19 protein-coding genes are annotated in these 19,955 nt (G+C 65.7%); 15 read left to right on the forward strand and 4 right to left on the reverse strand.

Going from position 1 to position 19,955, the window contains the following annotated elements:
- The first annotated feature begins 6 nt into the window (after nt 1–6).
- From PLC66_RS16875 to PLC66_RS16895, 5 genes are all read left to right on the forward strand, one after another.
- Nucleotides 7–471, forward strand: coding sequence for a flavodoxin family protein (locus PLC66_RS16875; protein ID WP_324542486.1), 465 nt, complete (start codon nt 7–9; stop codon nt 469–471).
- Between the two features lie 204 nt (nt 472–675).
- Entirely contained in the window at nt 676–1,893 is a 1,218-nt protein-coding gene (locus PLC66_RS16880) for a M20 aminoacylase family protein (RefSeq protein ID WP_324542488.1), read from the forward strand.
- Between the two features lie 38 nt (nt 1,894–1,931).
- A complete protein-coding gene (locus tag PLC66_RS16885; protein WP_324542490.1) occupies nt 1,932–2,669 on the forward strand; it encodes a DUF5058 family protein in 738 nt (245 codons plus the stop codon).
- Nucleotides 2,670–2,682: 13 nt separating this feature from the next.
- Nucleotides 2,683–3,375: a hypothetical protein gene (locus tag PLC66_RS16890; protein ID WP_324542492.1), complete on the forward strand. Its 693-nt coding sequence runs from the start codon at nt 2,683–2,685 to the stop codon at nt 3,373–3,375.
- Nucleotides 3,376–3,495: 120 nt separating this feature from the next.
- Nucleotides 3,496–3,936, forward strand: coding sequence for a host attachment protein (locus PLC66_RS16895; protein ID WP_324542494.1), 441 nt, complete (start codon nt 3,496–3,498; stop codon nt 3,934–3,936).
- Nucleotides 3,937–4,150: 214 nt separating this feature from the next.
- Here the strand turns inward: PLC66_RS16895 and thpR are convergent, their stop codons facing one another.
- The 3 genes from thpR to ispD are packed head-to-tail and all read right to left on the reverse strand — an operon-like array spanning nt 4,151 to nt 5,902.
- Nucleotides 4,151–4,708 (reverse strand): RNA 2',3'-cyclic phosphodiesterase, encoded by a 558-nt coding sequence (gene thpR, locus PLC66_RS16900; protein ID WP_324542496.1) that lies wholly within the window; start codon nt 4,706–4,708, stop codon nt 4,151–4,153.
- A complete protein-coding gene (gene ispF / locus PLC66_RS16905) occupies nt 4,701–5,195 on the reverse strand; it encodes a 2-C-methyl-D-erythritol 2,4-cyclodiphosphate synthase (RefSeq protein WP_324542498.1) in 495 nt (164 codons plus the stop codon). The genes thpR and ispF overlap by 8 nt, the downstream gene beginning before the upstream one ends.
- Complete coding sequence (gene ispD / locus PLC66_RS16910; protein ID WP_324542500.1) at nt 5,192–5,902, reverse strand: 2-C-methyl-D-erythritol 4-phosphate cytidylyltransferase; 711 nt, start codon at nt 5,900–5,902, stop codon at nt 5,192–5,194. The genes ispF and ispD overlap by 4 nt, the downstream gene beginning before the upstream one ends.
- Before the next feature lie 95 nt (nt 5,903–5,997).
- On the opposite strand from ispD, the gene amrB reads away from it, so the two are divergent.
- The 7 genes from amrB to PLC66_RS16945 all read left to right on the forward strand — a co-directional run bounded on the left by amrB (nt 5,998) and on the right by PLC66_RS16945 (nt 15,185).
- Nucleotides 5,998–6,822, forward strand: coding sequence for an AmmeMemoRadiSam system protein B (gene amrB / locus PLC66_RS16915; RefSeq protein ID WP_324542502.1), 825 nt, complete (start codon nt 5,998–6,000; stop codon nt 6,820–6,822).
- Entirely contained in the window at nt 6,809–7,390 is a 582-nt protein-coding gene (gene amrA, locus PLC66_RS16920; protein WP_324542504.1) for an AmmeMemoRadiSam system protein A, read from the forward strand. The genes amrB and amrA overlap by 14 nt, the downstream gene beginning before the upstream one ends.
- Complete coding sequence (gene amrS / locus PLC66_RS16925; protein WP_324542506.1) at nt 7,387–8,529, forward strand: AmmeMemoRadiSam system radical SAM enzyme; 1,143 nt, start codon at nt 7,387–7,389, stop codon at nt 8,527–8,529. The genes amrA and amrS overlap by 4 nt, the downstream gene beginning before the upstream one ends.
- A complete protein-coding gene (locus PLC66_RS16930) occupies nt 8,526–9,182 on the forward strand; it encodes an alpha/beta hydrolase (RefSeq protein ID WP_324542508.1) in 657 nt (218 codons plus the stop codon). The genes amrS and PLC66_RS16930 overlap by 4 nt, the downstream gene beginning before the upstream one ends.
- 157 nt (nt 9,183–9,339) lie before the next feature.
- Nucleotides 9,340–12,804, forward strand: coding sequence for a transcription-repair coupling factor (gene mfd, locus PLC66_RS16935; protein ID WP_324542510.1), 3,465 nt, complete (start codon nt 9,340–9,342; stop codon nt 12,802–12,804).
- Nucleotides 12,805–12,817: 13 nt separating this feature from the next.
- Complete coding sequence (gene corA, locus PLC66_RS16940; RefSeq protein WP_324542512.1) at nt 12,818–13,783, forward strand: magnesium/cobalt transporter CorA; 966 nt, start codon at nt 12,818–12,820, stop codon at nt 13,781–13,783.
- Nucleotides 13,784–13,844: 61 nt separating this feature from the next.
- A complete protein-coding gene (locus tag PLC66_RS16945; protein ID WP_324542514.1) occupies nt 13,845–15,185 on the forward strand; it encodes a M48 family metalloprotease in 1,341 nt (446 codons plus the stop codon).
- Here PLC66_RS16945 and PLC66_RS16950 read toward each other — a convergent pair.
- On the reverse strand, nt 15,178–15,759 hold the full coding sequence (locus PLC66_RS16950) for a DNA-3-methyladenine glycosylase I (RefSeq protein WP_324542516.1): 582 nt from the start codon (nt 15,757–15,759) through the stop codon (nt 15,178–15,180). The two genes, PLC66_RS16945 and PLC66_RS16950, sit on opposite strands and share 8 nt — an antisense overlap.
- 515 nt (nt 15,760–16,274) lie before the next feature.
- On the opposite strand from PLC66_RS16950, the gene PLC66_RS16955 reads away from it, so the two are divergent.
- The 3 genes from PLC66_RS16955 to PLC66_RS16965 are packed head-to-tail and all read left to right on the forward strand — an operon-like array spanning nt 16,275 to nt 19,835.
- Nucleotides 16,275–18,149: a hypothetical protein gene (locus PLC66_RS16955; RefSeq protein WP_324542518.1), complete on the forward strand. Its 1,875-nt coding sequence runs from the start codon at nt 16,275–16,277 to the stop codon at nt 18,147–18,149.
- Nucleotides 18,146–18,877 carry a hypothetical protein gene (locus PLC66_RS16960; protein WP_324542520.1) on the forward strand — a complete coding sequence of 244 codons (732 nt, stop codon included), beginning with the start codon at nt 18,146–18,148 and terminating at the stop codon, nt 18,875–18,877. Before PLC66_RS16955 ends, PLC66_RS16960 begins: the two co-directional genes overlap by 4 nt.
- Nucleotides 18,852–19,835, forward strand: a complete 984-nt coding sequence (locus PLC66_RS16965; RefSeq protein ID WP_324542522.1) for a class I SAM-dependent DNA methyltransferase — start codon at nt 18,852–18,854, stop codon at nt 19,833–19,835. The genes PLC66_RS16960 and PLC66_RS16965 overlap by 26 nt, the downstream gene beginning before the upstream one ends.
- Nucleotides 19,836–19,955: the final 120 nt, after the last annotated feature.

Below are 19,955 nucleotides of genomic sequence, written 5' to 3' on the forward strand. Positions count from 1 at the left end.
GCCACCATGCCCGAGCGCAAGCGCCTGCTGATCGTCTATCACACCCAGAGCGGCAACACCGGCCAGCTCGCCGACGCCGTGCTGCGCGGCGCGACGCGCGTCACCGAGACCGACACCGCGATGTACCGTGCTTTCGACGCCGGCACCGAACACCTGCTCGCCTGCGACGGCCTGCTGCTCGGCACGCCGGAGAACTTCGGCTACATGTCCGGGGCCCTGAAGGATTTCTTCGACCGCACCTACTACCCCTGCGAGGGCAAGCTCACCGGCCTGCCCTACGCCGTCTTCGTCAGCGCGGGCAACGATGGCACCGGTGCCGTGCGCGAGATCGGCCGCATCGCCAACGGCTACGGCTGGAAGCAGGTGGCGGAAGCGCTGATCGTGCGCAAGGAGATCACCGCCGCCGACCTGGGCCGCGCCGAGGAGCTCGGCGAGGCCATGGCCGCCGGCCTGGCGATGGGCGTGTTCTGAAGCGGCCGCTGCCCCGCCATACCCTTATCCGGAGGATCGGCCCCCTGCGGCCGACTGGTAGCTGCGGAACAGGCGGACGGTGCGCCGTCATGCGCCCTATGCCCTCATTTGGTTGTCACCTACGAAAAAATATCGCCTTATGGTGTTCGCGGCAGATATCTATCATTCGCTCATGAGCAATTTCTATTCATGAAGGAGCAAGCGATGAGTGATACGACCCTGTTCGCGCCGGACGTGGACGCCATGAAGACCTGGCGCCATGCCATCCACCAGCATCCGGAACTCGGTTTCGAGGAGCACGACACCAGCGCACTCGTCGCCAGCCAACTCCAAGCGTGGGGCTACGAGGTGCATACCGGCATCGCCGTCACCGGCGTGGTGGGCGTGCTGCGCATCGGCGATGGCAGCGGCCCTCGGCTGGGCCTGCGCGCCGACATGGACGCGCTCCCGATCCAGGAGATGACCGGTCTGCCGTGGGCGAGCAAGGTGCCGGGAAAGATGCACGGCTGCGGCCACGACGGTCACACCGCGATGCTGCTCGGTGCCGCGCAGGCCCTCGCCGAGCGCGCACGCCAGGGACAGCTGCCCGGCAACGGCACCTTGGTGCTGATCTTCCAGCCGGCCGAGGAGCTCGGTGGCGGTGGGGGCGCCCGTCGCATGCTCGAGGAGCGCTTGTTCGAGCGCTTCCCCTGCGATGCGATCTTCGGCATGCACAACATGCCGGGCATTCCGGTCGGCCAAGTCCATGTGCGCCCGGGCGCCTTCATGGCCTCCTCGGACAAGGTGCTGATCCGCTTCATCGGCCTTGGCGGCCATGGTGGCCTGCCGCACAAGGCGGTCGACCCGACCCTGCCGGCGGCGGCGACCGTGCTCGCCCTGCAGAGCATCGTCGGCCGCAACATCAACCCCAACCTCGCCGCCGTGATCAGCGTCGGCCGCATCCAGGCGGGCTCGGCCTACAACATCATCGCCGAGTCCGCGGAGATCGAGCTCAGCGTGCGCGCCCTCGACCCCGCCGTGCGCGATGTGGTCGAGCAGCGCATCCGCGAGCTCGCCGAACACCAGGCGCGCGCCTACGGCTGCACCAGCGAGATCCGCTACGAGCGCGGCTACCCGGTGCTGATCAACGCGGCCGCACCGACGGCCTTCGCGGTCGAGGTCGCGCGCAAGGTCTTCGGCGACGCGCAGGTGGTGGCCGACGCCCAGCCGCTCACGGGTAGCGAGGACTTCGCCTTCCTGCTCGAGCAGGTGCCGGGCTGCTACGTCCTGGTCGGCAATGGCGACAACGGCCACGCCGACGGCCAGTGGGCAGGCGGCTGCATGGTGCACAACCCGCATTACGACTTCAACGATGCCTGCCTGGCGGTGGGCGCCCGGCTGTGGGTCGGGCTGGCCGAGCAGTACTTCGAGATCGGCGCATAAGCCGTCGCGGCATCCTCAAACAAGCAAGGAGGTGAGAGATGGACGACTATCTTTCCGTTGCGAATTCGACCGCGATGTGGGTGCTGGCCCTGGTGCTGGTATCGATCGTGGTCGTCCAGGCTCTGATGTACCTTCGTCACGCGCTGGCTTTCTCGGACAAGTTCGGCCTACTCACCCCCGAGGAAAAGGCGCGCGTCTACAAGACGGCGACGATCACGAGCATCGGCCCCGCCGTGGCCGTGTTCATCGTGTCGGTGAGCCTGGTGGCGCTGATCGGCGCGCCGATGACCTTGATGCGCATCGGCGTGATCGGCTCGGCGGTCTTCGAGCTGTACGCCTCGGCACAGGGCGCCACCGCGCTCGGCGTTGAACTCGGCAAGGAGGGCTATGGGCTGCAGGCCTTCACCAACTCGGTATGGGCGATGACGCTGGGCGGCTCGGGCTGGATCATCGCCACCCTGATCCTGACCAAGCGCCTGGGCAACGCGCAGGCGAAGATGCGGACCTCCAGCCCGCGCACGCTGATCATCATGGGCGTGATCACGCCGGCGGTGATCTTCCTGGTGCTGAGCATCAACGCGGCATTCAACATCCGCTCGCTCGGCAACATCGAGGTCGAGGCGGACAAGCTCGCCGCGGCCCTGGGCGCGGCGCTGAGCATGCTGCTCTTCCGTCATCTGGGCAAGACGCAGCCCTGGCTCAAGGAGTGGAGCCTCGGGTTCGGCCTGCTGATCGGGCTCGCCGCCGGCCAGCTCACTCACACGATGATGGCTTGAAAGGGGAATGACCATGCGCAACGCTGAAGCCGATAGCTTCTACTCGCAGACCTTCATCCCGAGGGCGCACCGTCTGGGCATCGTGACCCTCGTCCTGGGTCTCGTGTTCAGCCTGCTGCCCGCCTTCTACCTGTCCTTCGTGGTCGGCGCCTGGCCCGGATTCGAGGCGGTGCTGCGGGCCTTCATCCCCATCGCCGCCTTCGTCGGCGTGATCTGGATCATCGAGCCCCTGTCCTACTTCCCGATGCTCGGTGTCGCCGGAACCTACATGAGCTTCCTGTCCGGCAACATCGGCAACATGCGGCTGCCGGTGGTCATCGGCAGCCAGACGGCGGTCAATGCCGAACTCGGCACCAGGAAGGCGGAGGTCGTCGCGGTGATCGGGATCGCGGTGTCCGTGCTCATCAACCTCGTCTTCGTACTGGCGATGGTCCTGCTCGGCAACCTGATCCTGAACCATCTGCCGCAATTCGCCATCGACATGCTGAAGAACTACACGCTGCCATCGATCTACGCAGCGGTGTTCATGATGTTCCTCGGCGCAGCCAAGGAGAGCATGCACGTCCTCGTCGTGATCGTCGTGGCGCTGATCGTGGTGGCCTTGCCGATCTCGGAGATCGTCAATGTGACCGCCGCCGGTGTGGGCGGGATTCTCGCCAGCCTGCTCGTCGCGCGCTTTACCTCGGACCGCCGCGAGAAGGCCTGAGCCGCTCATCGAATTTGGTCGTTGCGTGCCGCGTTCGGCTGTCCTAAGCTGCAATCGTATGTGCCCCCGAACGGAAGACGATAACGGGCCTCACGGCCCTTCACTCGCGGAGGATGCCTCATGACCATAACTTGGATTTTGGTTGCCAACGCCAGCCTGGCAAAGCTCTACGCCAATCTGGGCCCCAACAAGGGCCTGACGCTGGTGAAGGAACTAATCCACCCCGAAAGCCGACAAAAAAATGCCGAACTGGTCTCTGACCGATCCGGCGCAATGGCCGCAAATGGTTCGACCGGCGGCTCGATGCAACCGCAGACCCTTCCCAAACAGCACGAGGCCAAGGTCTTTGCACAGGAAATCGCACAGGCGCTCTATCAAGGCCGCGCGACCAACGCCTTCAAGCGCGCCATCCTGGTTGCACCACCCGCCTTCATGGGCATGCTGAACACCGTCATCGACGCACCGACCGCACAGATGATCTCCGATCGCTTCGAAAAGGATTACACCAAGACGCCGGAAAACGAGCTCACGGAGCGACTCGGTTCGGCGATCTTTCTTTGAAGGAGGACGCTTCGTACGTGCTTCAAACCCGATCTGTCACCCGCCAGATGGCCGCAGGCCAACAGGCGAAGGAGGATGCGTTTGAAATTAGCGATGAGGCCGCAACGCTCGTACTGAACGCAGCACACACCTGACAAGATCGTCTCCGTCCAGGAGACGCAGCCGGCAACACGACCGGAGCCAATGAAGAACGGGACGCCTCGCGTCCCGTTCTTCATTTGCAGCTCAGGGGCCAGCGCCCCAGCACGCGATAGCGGGCACCGGCCGGTGTAGGCTCGGACACAACCAGCACGAAGCTCGCGACTGGCCAGCGCAGCACCGGACAGGTCTGCGCCATGGGCGCGGCGCGCGCATTGCGCACGAGCGTGATGTGCGGCGCGAAGGCCCTGTCCTCGAGCACGAACCCCGCCTCGCGCAAGCGCAGCGCCAGCGCATCGGCCAAGGCCACGAGGGCCTGTGGCGCTGAGCTCGCCGACGTCCACAGGATCCGATTGCGGTGCCACGCACCAAGCTGATCGAGTTCGAGCACGAAGGGCGCTCCCCGCACCTCTGCGGCGACGTGCTCCAGACGGGCGATGCCGTCCTGCGGCACGTTTCCCACAAAGGCCAGGGTCAGGTGCAGGGTGTCGCGCCGCATGGCACGCCCACTGCACTCGGCGTGCAGGGCGCGCGCCCTCGCATGCAGGCCGGCTGCGGTGGCCGCGTCCGGCCACAGTGCGAAGAAGACGCGCCGCGTGACGCCCCGCTCTGCCGTCGGGGCAGCGTCAGCCATGCGCCGGCCGTGCGAGCAGGGCCACGACCTGCGCCGCAATGCCCTCGCCGCGGCCGGTGAAGCCCAGTTTTTCCGTGGTCTTGCCCTTGATGTTCACCGCTTCAGGCGCCATCGCCAGGTCCGCGGCAATGTTTGCCACCATCTCCGGCGCGTGGGGCAGGATCCGCGGCGCACGGCAGATCACGGTGGCGTCGACATTGACCACCTGCCAGCCCGCAGCGCGCACCCGGGCGAAGGCCTCGCGCAACAAGGCCCGGCTGTCCGCCCCGGCATGGGCGGGGTCGGTGTCGGGAAACAGCCGGCCGATATCACCGAGCCCGGCCGCGCCGAGCAGGGCATCGGTCAGGGCATGCAGCAGCACGTCCGCGTCCGAGTGCCCGAGCAGGCCTTGCTCGAAGGGAATGGTGACGCCGCCCACGATCAGCGCGCGTCCCGGCACCAGGGCGTGCACGTCGAAGCCCTGGCCAATGCGGAAAGGAAAGTTCATCGCTGCAAGCCCTCTCTGTTCTGCAGGATCCATTCCGCCAGATGCAGATCGAGCGGATAGGTCACCTTCAGGTTGGTCGCATCCCCCTGCACCAGCCGCGGACGCAGCCCGGCCGCCTCGATCGCGCTCGCCTCGTCGGTGACGTCGGTCGCATCCTCGAGGGCGCGGCGCAGCATCACGTAGCGGAACATCTGCGGCGTCTGTGCCTGCCACAGGCTGTCACGCGGCACGGTCTCCATCACATGGCGATGGTCGTCGGCGCGCTTGAGCGTGTCGGCCACCGGCACGGCCAGCAGGCCGCCGACCTCGTCGTGCGCGAGCTCACGCACCAGCTTGTCGACATGCCAGGGCGCAAGACAGGGCCGGGCGGCGTCATGCACCAGCACCCAGTCGCTCTGCGCAGCCCCGGCCGAGATGGCGCGCAGCCCGCCCAGCACACTGTCGGCGCGGGTGGCACCGCCGCAGAACAGCGGCGTGAGCTTGGGGCCGAGCGCGGACCAGTCATGGCGCGACCATTCGCGGTCGTCCACCGACAGGACGACGAACACCTTGTCGATCTCCGGCGCGGCACACAGCACCGACAAGGCATGATGGATCAGCGGCCTGCCCAGCAGCGGCAGATACTGCTTGGGGCGGGCCGAGCCCATGCGCGAGCCGCTGCCGGCCGCAGGCACGATGGCGAAGTGGCGGGGATGAAAGTTCTGCATGGCGCGCATTCTAGCCGTGCCCTGCAGGCGCCGAGGCGAGGGCCTATAATTCTTTTGACCGCCTGTCGAACAGGCAACACGCAGGATCCTCCCCTATGGCACTGGCTTCGATACGCCCGGCGGCCGTCGCCGGTCAGTTCTACCCCCGCGACGAGCGCGTGCTGCGCACGCAGATCGCCGAACTGCTCGCCACCGCCGTGCCGCTCGAGATCGCGCCCGCACCCAAGGCGATCATCGTGCCGCACGCCGGCTACATGTATTCCGGGGCGGTGGCCGCGAGCGCCTACTCCATGCTCGCCCCCTTGCGCAGCGTGATCCGCCGCGTCGTGATGCTGGGGCCGACCCACCGCATGGCGGTGCGCGGCTTCGCCCTGCCTGCCGCGCAGATGTTCGCCACCCCGCTCGGCGAAGTGCCCCTGTCCCAGCCCGACTGGCTCGACCTGCAGGCGCGCGAGGACCTGGTGGTGGACGACCGCCCGCATGCGCTCGAGCACTGCCTCGAGGTGCAGCTTCCCTTCCTGCAACTCATCCTCGAACGCTTCGAGATCGTGCCGGTCCTGGTCGGCGACGCCTCGCCACAGGCGGTGGCCAACCTGCTCGAGAGTCTGTGGGGCGGGCCCGAGACGCTGATCCTGATCAGCTCAGACCTCTCCCACTACCTGAGCTACCACGAGGCGCAGTGGTCCGACCGCGCCGCGGTCGAGGCAGTGCTCGCGCTGCGCGCGGGCCTGGACCATGAACAGGCCTGCGGCGCGACACCGATCAACGGCCTGCTGCTCGCGGCAGCCCACCACCATCTGCACGCCCACCTGCTCGACCTGCGCAACTCCGGCGACACCGCGGGCGACCGATCGCGGGTGGTCGGCTACACCAGCATCGCCTTCTGCGAAGCGGAGGCCCCCAGCCATGCACGACACTGAACTCGCCGAGACTGAACTGGGCGATACCCTGCTGGGGCTCGCGCGCGCTGCCATCGCGCACCACCTCGGCCGTGGCCCACAGCCGGTCGTGCCCGACGAGGCCCGCCTGCGCGAACGCGGCGCGACCTTCGTCACCCTCACGGAGGACGGCGAGCTGAGAGGCTGCATCGGCAGCCTGCGACGCGGCCGCGCCCTGGCCGAGGACGTCATCGCCAACGCGGTTGCCGCGGCGAGCGAGGATCCGCGCTTCGCGCCCCTGCAAGCCGGCGAGCTCGACAGGATCCGTGTCGAGGTGTCGCTGCTGTCCGAGCCCGAGTATCTCGAATTCGCCAACGAGGACGCGCTGCTCGCCCAGCTGCGCCCCAACGAGGATGGCCTGATCCTGTTTTCGGGCTGCCGCAGCGCCACCTTCCTGCCCCAGGTGTGGGAGCAGCTGCCGGTGCCGCGCGACTTCCTCGCCGCACTCAAGCGCAAGGCCGGGCTCGCGCCCGACAGGCCGGTGCCAGGCCTGATGGCCGCACGCTACCAGGTGCGCAAATGGAAGGAGGCCGAAGCGGAGGCATCATGACCCCAGCAAACACGGCGACCGCCGACCTCGGCAGCCACTATTCCGCCCGCTACTGGCACCGGCTCGATGACGGCCGCTTCCAGTGCGACCTGTGTCCGCGCCTTTGCAAGCTGCACGAAGGTCAGCGCGGCGCGTGTTTCGTGCGCATGCGCCACGGCGACGAGATGCTGCTCACCACCTACGGGCGCAGCTCGGGCTTTTGCATCGACCCGATCGAGAAGAAACCGCTCAACCACTTCTACCCGGGTAGCAAGGTCCTCTCCTTCGGCACTGCAGGCTGCAACCTGGCGTGCAAGTTCTGCCAGAACTGGGACATCTCCAAGTCGCGCGACCTCGACACGCTGATGGACCAGGCCTCGCCGCAGGAGATCGTCGACACCGCATTGCGCTGGGGCTGCCACAGCGTCGCCTTCACCTACAACGATCCGGTGATCTTCGCCGAGTACGCGATGGATGTCGCCGACCGCTGCCGTGAAAGCGGGCTCAAGACGGTTGCCGTCACCGCCGGCTACATCGGCGAGTGCGCCCGCAAGGACTTCTTCTCGCGCATGGACGCAGCCAATGTCGACCTCAAGGGCTTCACCGACGCCTTCTACGTCAAGCTGTGCGGCGCGCATCTTCAACCGGTGCTCGACACCCTGGTGTGGCTGCGGCACGAGACCGATGTCTGGGTGGAACTGACCACGCTGCTGATCCCCGGCCACAACGACTCGGACACGGAGATCGCGGCCTTGTCGAATTGGGTGCGCAAGGAGCTGGGCGCCGACATGCCGCTTCACTTCAGCGCCTTCCACCCGGATTTCAAGATGTCGGACGTGCCGCCCACACCGCCCTCGACACTGAGCCGTGCGCGCCGGATCGCCCTCGATGCCGGGCTGCGACATGTCTATACCGGCAACGTGCATGACACCGACGGCGACACCACCTACTGCACCGGCTGTGGCGATGCGCTGATCGTGCGCGACTGGTACGAGATCCGTAGCTACCGAGCGGGCACGGACGGCATCTGCCCGCGTTGCGGCACCCGGCTGGCCGGCCGCTTCGGGGCGGTCGGGGCCGCCGTGCATGACGCCTTCGGGGCGCGCAGAATTCCGGTCTCCATCCATCGCGAGCCCCTGGGCCACAGAACGTCTTCGTGAAACTCCGTCACACTCTTTTGAGCATTCCCGCCACCGGCGTCTGGCTCGATGGCGTGCTCGCCCATGCGCCCGACGTGCGCGCGCTGGCGCTGTGCGTGCATGCCACCGGCCCGTCCACGCTCGGCCCCTCCGAGCGGCCGCTGGAGCTCGAACTGCAGGCCGCCGGCTTCGCCACCATGACGGTCCACCTGCTCACCCGCCTCGAAGCACAGCGCGACCCGGACGCGAGCTTCAACATCCCCAGGCTCACCGAGCGCATTCTCGCCGCCATGGAATGGGCTGCGCATCAACCGCCGCTGGTCGACCTGCCGCTCGGGCTGGCCGCCGACGGCACCAGCTGCGCCGCCGCGATCCGCGCCGCCGTGCGTGTGCCAGAGCGCCTGAGCGCGATCGCCTGCCTCGGCGGCCGGGCCGATCTCGCCGGCGCCGAACCGCTGCGCATGGTGCGCACGCCGGTGCGCCTCATCGTGACGCCGGGCACTGCCGAAGCGATCATCCTCGAGCGCGCCTACCCGCTGTTGAAGGGGGCGCATCACTGGCTGGCGCTGCCCCCGGCGTCCGCCGAGCGCGAGCAGGAACGGCTGGCCGCGCGCGCGGCCGCCACCTGGCTGCGCCAGCATATTCCGCAGGCCGCGGGCACCACCCCCGCCTGAGCCGGGCGGCCAGGCGTTCCACTCCAGTCGCGCCACGCGAGGCAGTTTGAGCAAGGCGCGACCCCGCAAGGTCGAGCGGCGGCTCTTATAATTGCGCCCTTACCACGCTCGACCTGCGCGCCGGATCCCCCGTTCGCGCGCGCCGGCCTCACGCATCATGCCCACTTCCCTCGATTCGCTCCTTGCCCGACTGGCCACCCGCCCGCTGCCCAAGCCCGGCGCCCGCCTCGAGCTCGAACCGCTCGCCGGCTCGGCCGACGCCCTCGCCGTCGCCCAGCTCGCCGGCCGCGGCCGCATGCTGGTGGTGATCACCGCCAACCCGCTCGACGCCCAGCGCCTGCAGGACGAGATCGCCTGGGTCGCGCCCGGGCTGCGCGCCCACCTGCTGCCCGACTGGGAGACCCTGCCCTACGACAACTTCTCGCCCCACCAGGACCTGATCTCCGAGCGCCTGTCCACGCTCTACGCGATCAGCCGCGGCGAGACCGACCTCGTGCTGGTGCCGGCCTCGACCGCGCTCTACCGCATGGCGCCGCCGAGCTACCTGGCCGCCTACACCTTCTTCCTCAAGCAGGGCGAAAAGCTCGACGTCGAGCAGTTCAAGGCGCAGATGGCGCTCGCCGGCTACGCCCACGTCACCCAGGTGGTGAGCCCGGGCGAGTTCTCGGTGCGCGGCGGGCTGGTGGACCTGTTCCCGATGGGCTCGCCGCTGCCCTTTCGCATCGACCTCTTCGACGACGAGGTCGAGAGCATCAAGACCTTCGACCCCGACACCCAGCGCACGGTGTACCCGACCAAGGAGATCCGCCTGCTGCCGGCGCGCGAGTTTCCGCTCGACGACAAGGGCCGCACGCGCTTTCGCAGCCGCTTCCGCGAGACCTTCGAGGGCGACCCGACGCGCGCCTCGATCTACAAGGACGTCTCCAACGGCATCGCACCCGCCGGCATCGAGTACTACCTGCCGCTGTTTTTCGACGAGACCGCGACGCTCCTCGACTACCTGCCCGCCGACACCCCGGTGCTGCTGCACCGCGACGTACCGGCGGCGATCGCCGAGTTCTGGAAGGACACGCGCTCGCGCTACGACCTGCTGAAGGGCGACCGCACCCGCCCGGTGCTGCCGCCCGAGCAGCTCTTCCTGACCGACGAGGCCTTCTTCGTCGCGCTGAAGAACCTGCCGCGACTGTCGATCGGGGCCGAGGCGAGCGCCGACACGGCGGACGCGCTCGCGCTGCCGCCGCCCGAGGTCGCGGTCGAGCGCAAGGCCACCGACCCGCTGCACAAGCTGAAGGCCTTCCTCGCCGGCTTCGACGGCCGCGTGCTGCTGCTGTCGGACTCGCCTGGCCGGCGCGAGACCATGGCCGAGTTCTTCGCCGACTACGAGGTGCGCCCCGAGGCCACCGCCGACTTCGGCGCTTTCCTGGATTCGGACGCCCGCCTCGCGCTCGGCGTCGCCCCGCTCGCACGCGGCTTCGTGCTGCCCGCGGCCAAGCTCGCGGTGCTCACCGAAACCGAGCTCTACGCCGCCACCGCCCGCAGCCGCGCCCGCCGCGACGCGCGCAAGGCCGCCACCATGGAAGGCTGGCTGCGCGACCTGTCCGAACTCAAGGTCGGCGACCCGGTGGTGCATGTGTCGCACGGCATCGGCCGCTACCTCGGCCTCATCCACATGAACCTAGGCGAGGGCGACACCGAGTTCCTGCACCTGGAATACAACGGCGGCGACAAGCTCTACGTGCCGGTGTCGCAGCTGCACGTGATCACCCGCTACGCCGGCGCCGACCCCGAAGCCATCGACCTGCACCGGCTCGGCTCCGGCCAGTGGGAAAAGGCCAAGAAGAAGGCCGCGATGCAGGTGCGCGACACCGCTGCCGAGCTGCTCGCCCTCTACGCCCAGCGCGCAGCCCGCGCCGGCCACCGCTTCGACTTCAAGCAGCACGACCTCGAGGCCTTTGCCGAAGGCTTCGGCTTCGAGACCACGCCCGACCAGCAATCGGCCATCGATTCGGTGGTCAGCGACATGAAGTCCGGCCGGCCGATGGACCGCCTGGTGTGCGGCGACGTCGGCTTCGGCAAGACCGAGGTCGCGCTGCGCGCCGCCTTCATCGCGGTGGCCGACGGCAAGCAGGTGGTGGTGCTGTGCCCGACCACGCTGCTCGCCGAACAGCATTACCAGACCTTCGCCGACCGCTTCACCGACTGGCCGATCAAGATCGCCGAGCTGTCGCGCTTCAAGTCCGCGAAGGAGCAGGCCGAGGCGCTGCAGCAGCTCTCCGAAGGCAAGGTCGACATCATCATCGGAACCCACCGCCTGCTGCAGAAGGACGTGGTCTTCAAGCGCCTCGGCCTGGTGATCATCGACGAGGAGCACCGCTTCGGCGTGCGCCAGAAAGAGTCGCTCAAGCAACTACGCTCCGAGGTCGACATCCTGACCCTGACCGCCACGCCGATCCCACGCACCCTGGGGCTGGCGATGGAAGGCCTGCGTGAATTCTCGGTGATCGCCACGCCGCCGCAGAAGCGCCTTTCGATCAAGACCTTCGTCCAACCGTCGAGTCGCGGCGTGATCCGTGAGGCGGTGCTGCGCGAGTTCAAGCGCGGCGGCCAGGTGTACTTCCTGCACAACGAGGTCGACACCATCGACAACATGAGGAACGACCTCGAGGAGCTGCTGCCCGAGGCGCGCATCGTCGTCGGCCACGGCCAGCTCCCCGAACGCGAGCTCGAGCGCGTGATGCGCGACTTCACCCAGCAACGCGCCAACCTGCTGCTGTGCACCACCATCATCGAGACCGGCATCAACATCCCCACCGCGAACACCATCATCATCAACCGCGCCGACCGCTTCGGCCTCGCGCAGCTGCACCAGCTGCGCGGCCGTGTCGGCCGAAGCCACCACCAGGCCTATGCCTACCTGCTGACCATGCCGGGGGCCAAGCCCACCGCACAGGCGCAGAAACGGCTCGAGGCGATCGCGATGATGGAAGACCTCGGTTCCGGCTTCTACCTGGCAATGCACGACCTCGAGATCCGCGGCGCCGGCGAGGTGCTGGGCGAGAACCAGTCGGGCGAGATCCAGCAGGTGGGTTTCAGCCTGTACACCGAGATGTTGAAGCGCGCAGTCAAGGACCTGCAGGCGGGCAAGGAGCCCGACCTTACCCAGCCGCTCGAGGTGGTGTCCGAGATCAACCTGCACACACCGGCCCTGCTCCCCACCGACTACTGCCCCGACGTGCAGGAGCGCCTGACGCTGTACAAGCGCCTGGCCAACTGCGACACCGAGGACGATCTGCGTGCGCTGCAGGAAGAGCTTATCGACCGCTTCGGCGAGGTGCCGCCACAGACCGCCGCGCTGATCGAGACCCACCGTCTGCGCATGCTGGTCAAGGACTACGGCGTGCAGAAGCTCGACGCCTCGGAGGCACAGATCAGCGTGCAGTTCGCCAAGGACGCGCCGATCGACCCGGTCAAGGTCATCTTCCTGATCCAGAAGGACCGCAGCACCAAGATGGCCGGCCCCGAGAAGCTGGTGCGCCGCACCAGCCTGCCCAACCTCAAGGAGCGGGTGAAGGCGGTCAAGGACCTTCTCGACGCGGTCAAGGCCGATGCGGTGAAGGCTTAAAGGGCGCGCAACCATGCTCATCAACTGCACCGCCTACCAGCACGGCCGCAAGCTCGCCGACATCCCGGTCGAGGACATCAGCGACTACCTGCAACAGCCCGAGACCTTCGTCTGGGTCGCGCTCAAGGACGCCACCGCCGAGGAGCTGGCGGCGATGAAGGAGGAGTTCGGCCTGCACGAGCTCGCCATCGAGGACGCCAACCACCGCCACCAGCGCCCCAAGGTCGAGGAATACGACGACGAGCTCTTCGTCGTCATGCACCTGATCGAGGAGCGCGCGGGCAAGCTCGAGGTCGGCGAGGTGCACGTCTTCGTCGGCGCCAACTACATCCTGTCGGTGCGCAACAACCACGCGCGCGACTTCCTCGGCGTGCGCGCACGCTGCGAGCGCGAGCCGAAGATGCTCGCCAAGGGCCCCGGCTATGTGCTCTACGCGCTGATGGACGCGGTGGTCGATGGCTATTTCCCGCTCATCGAAAAGCTCGAGACCGAGGTCGAGATGCTGGAGGAGCGCATCTTCACCAAGGGCGCGGCGCGCTCCAACATCCGCCGCCTGTATCGCCTCAAGCGCAAGGTCACCCTGCTCCGCCACGCCGTGCTGCCGCTGATGGAAGCCGCCGGCAAGCTGCACAGCGGCCGCGTGCCCGAGGTCTGCGCCAACAGCCGGCACTACTTCCGCGACGTCTACGACCACCTGAGCCGCATCAACGCCTCGCTCGACGGCATCCGCGACACCATCGGCACCGCCATCCAGGTGAACCTGTCGCTGGTCACCATCGACCAGACCGAGATCAGCAAGCGCCTGGCGGCCTGGGCCGGCATCTTTGCCGTCGCCACCGCCTTTGCAGGCATCTGGGGCATGAACTTCAACCACATGCCCGAACTGGAGTGGGAGTACGGCTACCTCTTCGGCCTCGGCGTGATCGCCTGCGCCAGCGCCTTCCTGTGGTGGCGCTTCCGCAAGGCGCGGTGGCTGTAGGCCGCCGCGCCGCGAAGCCGAGCCGATACAATCGCCTGATCTTCTTCGACGATCGACTGCCATGAGCTTCTTCGACGATCTCGCCGCCAGCCTCGAGCGCAACCGCATCAGCCGCCGCCAGGCGCTGTGGCTGCTCGGTGCCGGCGCGGCCGGCGCCAGCCTGTCCGGCTGCGCCACCTCGCCAGTGACCGGAAAATCCATCCTCGTCGGCATGAGCGAGGCGCAGGAGATCCAGGCCGACGCCCAGGTCGCGCCGCACCAGTTCTCGCAGGACCTCGGCGCCATCCAGGACGAATCGGTCAACCGTTACGTCACCGGTCTCGGGCAGCGCATGGGCGCGCTCACCCACCGCCCGCAGATGCCCTACTCCTACAGGGTGCTCAACGCCAACTACGTCAACGCCTACACCTTCCCCGGTGGCGCGATGGGCGTCACCCGCGGCATCCTCGCCGACCTCGACGACGAGGCCCAGCTCGCCGCCCTGCTCGGCCACGAGCTCGGCCACGTCAACGCCCGCCACGCCGCCCAGCGCCAGGGCCAGAACCTGGTCGCGCAGGCCGCCCTCGCCGGCCTCAACGTGGCGGCGCAAAACTCGGACTGGGCCGGGCTGATGAACATCGGCGGGCAGATCGGCGCCAGCGCGCTGCTGGCGAGCTACTCGCGCGAGCACGAGCGCGAGGCCGACGCCCTCGGCCAGGAATACCTCGTCAAGGCCGGCTACCCCGCCACCGGCATGGTGCGCCTGCACCAGCTCCTGGTCGCCGAGGAAAAATCCGCCCCCTCGCTGCTGCAGACGATGTTCTCCACCCACCCGATGAGCCGCGAGCGCATGCAGGCCGCGCAGGCCGCGGCCGACACCCGCTACCGCATCAGCAACAGCCTGAACCCGGGCCGCGAGCGCTTCATGGACAGCACCGCCAGCCTGCGCCGCATCCGCCCCACCATCGACGCCTGCAAGAACGGCGAGACGGCGATGGCCGCCAAGCAATATGCCAAGGCCCAGGCCGAATTCCAGACCGCCCTCACGAGAACCCCGCGCGACTATGCCAGCAACCTGCGCATGGCGCAGTGCCTGCAGGCCCAGGGCCAGACCGCCAAGGCAGTGAGCTACGCCGACACTGCGCGCGAGATCTACCCGCAGGAGGCGCAGGCCTACAAGCTCTCCGGCGTGCTTGCCCTGCAACAGCGCGACGCCGGCCGCGCGTACGAGAACCTCGACCGCTTCGACCGCCTGCTGCCCGGCGACGCCGGCATCACCTTCCTCAAGGGCGTCTCGCTCGAAGGCATGGGCAACCGCCAGGCCGCCGCCCAGCACTACGTCGCTTATCTGCGCCAGAGCCAGCAAGGCAACGCCGCGCAGTACTCCTACAAGCGGCTCAAGGCCTGGGGCGTGGTCAAGTAGCGGACAAGCCTGCAGCGATCTCCCGCCGGCGGAAGCAGCCCTCGACGTGATCGTTGACCATTCCCACCGCCTGCATGAAGGCATAGCACACCGTCGGCCCGACAAAACGAAAGCCCAGCCGCTTCAATTCGCGACTCATCGCCCTTGATTCGGCGCTCTCGGCAGGCACATCGGCCAGCGTCCTGCGCGCGCCATCGCGCGGCACGCCCTCCACGAATCGCCAGACCAACGCATCGAGCGAGCCGAAGCGCGCTTGCGCCGCGAGCGTCGCGCGCGCATTGGCGATCGCCGACGCCACCTTCAGGCGGTTGCGAACGATGCCGGGGTCGGCGAGCAGGCGCGCCACATCCTCGTCGGTGTAGCGCGCAACCCGCTCGGCGTCGAAATCCGCGAACACGCGGCGATAGTGCTCGCGCTTGCGCAAGATGGTGATCCAGCTCAGCCCCGCCTGCGCGCCCTCCAGCACCAGCATCTCGAACAGGTGGCGATCGTCGTGGCTGGGCACACCCCACTCGGTGTCGTGGTAGGCGACGTACAGCGGGTCGGTGCCGCACCAGGCGCAACGCTCGGGCATGGGAGAACTCCTGCAGGGAATGGCGCGATCTTACGCCGTCGTGCGGCAGGATCGCATCTGGGCCTTCGCGCCTTGTCAGGCGATTCGCAAAGCTGCTGCAAGGAGGACTCAGGGGGCAGCGGTATCAGATCGGCCAGTCGCTACCGTTGTCGTTCACATTGAGCTTGCAGGCCGATACTGCTCGTCTATGTTGAAGAAGGAGCATGACAGGGGGCTCATGTCCGACAACAGGCGTCAGTAGCAGCTCGACGCCTAGCCGACGACCACAACCTTTATCCGACCCCATGTGCGTGCCGTGCGACCGCGGTTTCTTGCGATCTGCTGTGATGGGATGAGGTGGCCCTCTCTAGTAGCAAGGCACGGTCCTAGATGCAAACAGTGGGAGTTTCTTGTCGGGCGCCGTGGAGCACAGCCGATGTTTTCCAGCAGTGAGAACGCCCTGGAAATAGGCAGGAGAGTTGAGACTGCTACTTCATCGAAAATGTACTTATGCACCGAATCACAGGCATTCCGAAATGACGGAGAACCCAAGCACGGGAGAACTCGCCCTAATCGAGGCGTGGATCGCCAGGGGACACTTCGAGCGCGCCCTTGAGGCTCTCCAAAAGCTCGTTCTCGCGAATCCGAAGAATGCTCGTGTGTGGAAATGCCTAGGTGTATTGAGACAGCAACAGAAAAGGCACAAGGAAGCCGAGACCCACCTCCTCCATTCCCTCGAACTGGATGACACAGATGTCGACGCCCATTGCTCGCTTGGCGGGGTGTATCTCTCGTTGAGTGAGTTCGGCAAAGCTGCAGCACGTTTCGAGAGAGGGGTAGAGCTTTCTGGAAACAAGAGTACGTTTGCCTTGCTGAATTATTTGGCAGTGCGTGCCCGTGAGGGTCTCCTGGATGCATCTCTTCGCCGCTACAGGGACGCGATTGATGCCGGTAGGGAGCACTGCCGCGAGGATATTGTTGCAGGCCGCAATCTCCCTTGGTCATGTTTCGACCTCGCACAGATTCATTTACTACGCGGCGAGATGAAGCCCTGCCGCGAATCGATCACTCAGGGGATTCGTCTTGCGAACGCGGCATGGCAGTTGAACTCTGCGACCCGTGTTTATTCTCTTCTGGCAGAGTCCCCTGACGAGCAGGTCCGCAGACGGGCAGAGGAAGCCCTCGAACTGATCGAAACGCTAGAAGGCGAGTATTTTTCCGACCCGAACGAGAAACGCTGCTTTGTTATCATGCCGTTCGGCAAGAGGTTAGATGAAGCGGATGTCGAGGTGAATTTCGACGACGTCTACGAACACTTGATCAAGCCAACCGTCGAAGCCGCGGGACTGAAGTGCATCCGGTGCGACGAGGTGGACGAGGCGGGCAACATACATACAAGGATGTTCCAACTTATCTGGAGCGCTGAAGTATCCATTGTCGATGTGAGCATTCCGAACCCCAATGTCTTCTATGAGCTTGGCATTCGCCACGCCTTACGCAAGGCCGTCACCATCATCATCCGGAACAAGAACGCTACCCTTCCCTTTAACATCGTCAACATGAACGCTATCGAGTATGACTTCGCTAGCGGGAAGGGTGATGACGAGGCGCAAGCCAGAATCCGCAATTCGATCTCGACAGGCCTTCTGGAGGGCAGACCCGACAGTCACGTGAGTGAAACGCTCGACCTGAGAATTATTGATCGACCCCGGGTGATCGGGAGTTGCGATGTTTACACCTACCCAATCCAGGGCACCAAAAAGAGCGTGGCTCTCATCACAGGCGACCTCCGCAATGTGCGCGCCATTGATGTCTGGGTGAACTCGGAGAACACGAACATGCAGATGGCACGCTACTACGACTTCGCCATCTCAAGCGTCATACGATTCGAGGGTTCACGTAAAACGCGGACCGGACACGTTGCCGAGGATCTCATTCAGCACGAACTCAACGAGATAATGGGAAACGAGCGCAGCGTCCCTGAAGGCGAGGTCATCGCAACAGGGCCGGGAGAGTTGAAAAACAAGTACGGTGTAAAGGCAATCTTCCACGTCGCCGCCGTCAGAGGCGTGGTCGGAGAGGGCTACGAGCCCATACCCGGCATCCACCGATGCGTCACGAACGCACTTGCACTGATGGACGATCCCCAGAGGAATGGTGTGGGAATCGGACTATCGAGTATTCTCTTTCCGCTACTTGGAATCGGCTTCGTTCGCGGAGATTTCCGTCCCCTCCTTGAGCGGGAGGTTCAGGCCGCTCTCGAGTACCTCTCTGAGAATCCGGCCTCCGACGTCGAAACGGTCTATTTCCTGGCCTGGAGCGAGCAGGAGCTCGCCCTCTGTCAGTCGGTACTTCGCTGCTTCGAGCGTCTAGGGGCCCCTCTCCAGACCAACAGAAAGTCGCGGCGATGATGAACGGCCGTCAGGTAGCTCCAATTAAAGTGCTCGCCCTGATGCCGATGCTGGCCGGCTACGAAGCCGTCAGGGAGACGGTGGCCGTTACCGTCGACAACGCGAAACTTGAGCTGGTCTGGCTGGAAAAACTTCTTGAGGATTGGCAGTGGCTGGACTGGCTTTACGCATCCATCCGCCAATGCGACATTATTCTGGCCGATCCATCGAGGCACAACGCGTTTGTCATGTACGAAATTGGCGTAGCACGTGCCGATGCGGTGCCCACGCTTGTCATGCTGGACCGCGAGGACTCCCAGCTGAGCGGCTCCCTGGACGGAGCGCCTTTCCGGCCCTATTCGAGCGCCGAACTCGATATTTTCTCGCGCCGACTGCAGACGGATCTTTCGACACTTGCGCGAGTCGCCGTTACTGAGGCCGATGCCACGTCCGACGCGGACGACCATTACCCTGATGCCATTCGGCTACTTCAGTCCTTCAACGATCAGACAGGTCGCAGCCTTCAGCGGGTTGACGAGGACGCTTTCCAGGCTCGCCTGAACCACTCACGAAGCCACGGAACCTTTCTCCCCTCCCTAGCGGGCACGCCTCTAGGTGCGGCGGCCCTCTTGGCCGCACTTGTCCGCTCATCCAGGATGGTGGACACGATGTCCGCGATTCGAGACTGGGTCGACCTGCGCGCGCACGACGGAGGTGGGTTAAATGGGTTCCAGCCCCTATGTCTTTGAGCTCATGATCCACCATGTCGAAGGCGACAGGTACTCGGCATCGCTTCTTCGGCACCGGCTTCGCCAGGACGGCATTCGCGCTGGGGTTAGCAATTTCGCCGCAGCGAAGTTGGTGAGCGCAGCCCAATCCGCACGGCATTCGCTCTGTTTAGTTGGATCAGCTCTCGACGACGAAAATCTCCTCAAGCTACCGAACGATCGCTTCGATATATTCTTCCTCGCACCCAAGGCCGAAGCCCCCATAGACCACAGAAATCGATGCCACTCCTATGGAGCGCTCAGAGATCGCCTTGCCAACGGAAGTGAAGACCCGCCCATCAGTTCACCCGCGCTACGACGCGCAACCAGGGCTTCTTACGATGCAATCGCCGCTCAGTTCACGGATGTCTGGTTCGACACCGTGCCATGTGACGCGATGGAGATCTTTCTCACGCAATTGCCCGGCGGCGCGACTATCCTTGACGCCGGTTGCGGTCCCGGACATCACGCGCGCTATTTGAAGAAGGCCGGCTTCGATCTGGTGGGGCTCGACTTCTCCCAGTCTATGTTGCGCATTGCGCGGAAGAAAAACCAAAACATTCCGTTCATATACGGTGACATTCTCTCGCAAACACTCCCTACGGCTTACTTCGATGGAGTCTGGTCGGCCGTCGCGCTGAATCATATTCCTGTCGAAGACCTGCCGCAGGCCCTCGCGAACCTCGTTGCAACTCTCAAATTCGGCGGCGTAGTCGGACTCAATTTCCAGGTCGCCCGGCCGAGTGAGGTCGTCAGCCGAGATACCGATCACCGCTTTTTCGAGTATCCAGCGGACGCAAGAGATATCTCAATACTCCTCGAAGCGCTTGGCGTTCGCGTCGTTGCCACCCACGTCGGGACAACCACCAGGAACATCCACGGTCTCTCGCTGCAAATGTGCTTTGCTACTGTCGTTGGGCGGAAAGCGGGGTTGGCGTAACCCCGTGAACAATTCAGAGTCGACAATTGCTCAGGCCAACTGACGACTGCATGGAGCGAGCGGGGCTCCGGGGTTCGACACTTCACCCCGATTTTCGCCCCTTTTTGGAAAGTGCTTCCA

The sequence above is a fragment of the Thauera sp. genome (genome assembly GCF_035444905.1).
Lineage (GTDB): Bacteria > Pseudomonadota > Gammaproteobacteria > Burkholderiales > Rhodocyclaceae > Thauera.

Excerpts from the sequence above, each read along its gene's own strand:
- PLC66_RS16955 (WP_324542518.1), top strand. The coding sequence starts at position 16,275 with ATGACGGAGAACCCAAGCACGGGAGAACTCGCCCTAATCGAGGCGTGG.
- PLC66_RS16945 (WP_324542514.1), top strand. The coding sequence starts at position 13,845 with ATGAGCTTCTTCGACGATCTCGCCGCCAGCCTCGAGCGCAACCGCATC.
- ispF (WP_324542498.1), bottom strand. The coding sequence starts at position 5,195 with ATGAACTTTCCTTTCCGCATTGGCCAGGGCTTCGACGTGCACGCCCTG.
- amrB (WP_324542502.1), top strand. The coding sequence starts at position 5,998 with ATGGCACTGGCTTCGATACGCCCGGCGGCCGTCGCCGGTCAGTTCTAC.
- corA (WP_324542512.1), top strand. The coding sequence starts at position 12,818 with ATGCTCATCAACTGCACCGCCTACCAGCACGGCCGCAAGCTCGCCGAC.
- amrA (WP_324542504.1), top strand. The coding sequence starts at position 6,809 with ATGCACGACACTGAACTCGCCGAGACTGAACTGGGCGATACCCTGCTG.
- PLC66_RS16950 (WP_324542516.1), bottom strand. The coding sequence starts at position 15,759 with ATGCCCGAGCGTTGCGCCTGGTGCGGCACCGACCCGCTGTACGTCGCC.
- thpR (WP_324542496.1), bottom strand. The coding sequence starts at position 4,708 with ATGGCTGACGCTGCCCCGACGGCAGAGCGGGGCGTCACGCGGCGCGTC.
- PLC66_RS16895 (WP_324542494.1), top strand. The coding sequence starts at position 3,496 with ATGACCATAACTTGGATTTTGGTTGCCAACGCCAGCCTGGCAAAGCTC.
- PLC66_RS16890 (WP_324542492.1), top strand. The coding sequence starts at position 2,683 with ATGCGCAACGCTGAAGCCGATAGCTTCTACTCGCAGACCTTCATCCCG.
- PLC66_RS16880 (WP_324542488.1), top strand. The coding sequence starts at position 676 with ATGAGTGATACGACCCTGTTCGCGCCGGACGTGGACGCCATGAAGACC.
- PLC66_RS16965 (WP_324542522.1), top strand. The coding sequence starts at position 18,852 with ATGGGTTCCAGCCCCTATGTCTTTGAGCTCATGATCCACCATGTCGAA.
- mfd (WP_324542510.1), top strand. The coding sequence starts at position 9,340 with ATGCCCACTTCCCTCGATTCGCTCCTTGCCCGACTGGCCACCCGCCCG.
- PLC66_RS16960 (WP_324542520.1), top strand. The coding sequence starts at position 18,146 with ATGATGAACGGCCGTCAGGTAGCTCCAATTAAAGTGCTCGCCCTGATG.
- PLC66_RS16885 (WP_324542490.1), top strand. The coding sequence starts at position 1,932 with ATGGACGACTATCTTTCCGTTGCGAATTCGACCGCGATGTGGGTGCTG.
- PLC66_RS16875 (WP_324542486.1), top strand. The coding sequence starts at position 7 with ATGCCCGAGCGCAAGCGCCTGCTGATCGTCTATCACACCCAGAGCGGC.
- ispD (WP_324542500.1), bottom strand. The coding sequence starts at position 5,902 with ATGCAGAACTTTCATCCCCGCCACTTCGCCATCGTGCCTGCGGCCGGC.
- amrS (WP_324542506.1), top strand. The coding sequence starts at position 7,387 with ATGACCCCAGCAAACACGGCGACCGCCGACCTCGGCAGCCACTATTCC.